The organism is Paracoccus sp. S4493, from assembly GCF_000967735.1.
In the GTDB taxonomy this organism is placed as follows: Bacteria; Pseudomonadota; Alphaproteobacteria; order Rhodobacterales; family Rhodobacteraceae; genus Paracoccus; species Paracoccus marcusii.
This window is the reverse complement of the sequence record NZ_JXYF01000354.1, coordinates 1-202: the sequence shown is the minus strand read 5'-3', so window position 1 is coordinate 202 and position 202 is coordinate 1. Positions and strand designations below refer to the sequence as shown.

Annotated in this window: 1 pseudogene; it reads right to left on the bottom strand. The window is 71.3% G+C overall.

Features of this window, described 5'->3' with window-relative positions:
• Positions 1 to 202: pseudogene (locus TW83_RS21430) on the bottom strand (MFS transporter); the annotation flags it as partial.

Sequence of the window (202 nt, the reverse complement as noted above, 5' to 3'; positions counted from 1 at the left end):
CCAGCGCCATGCCCAGGCCCGTCACATGGACCGCTGTCATGCCGCCGTCGCCGATCAGGTACGGCCCCACGACCCGGGCCAGCGTGGGGCCGGTCATCAGCACCGTCATCGCCAAGGGCAGGCCCAAGGTCATCTTGGCCTGCGGGGACAGGGGTTCCAGCATGTAGAGGAAGGCCAGCGTCGACAGGGGCGCCGCGGCGGC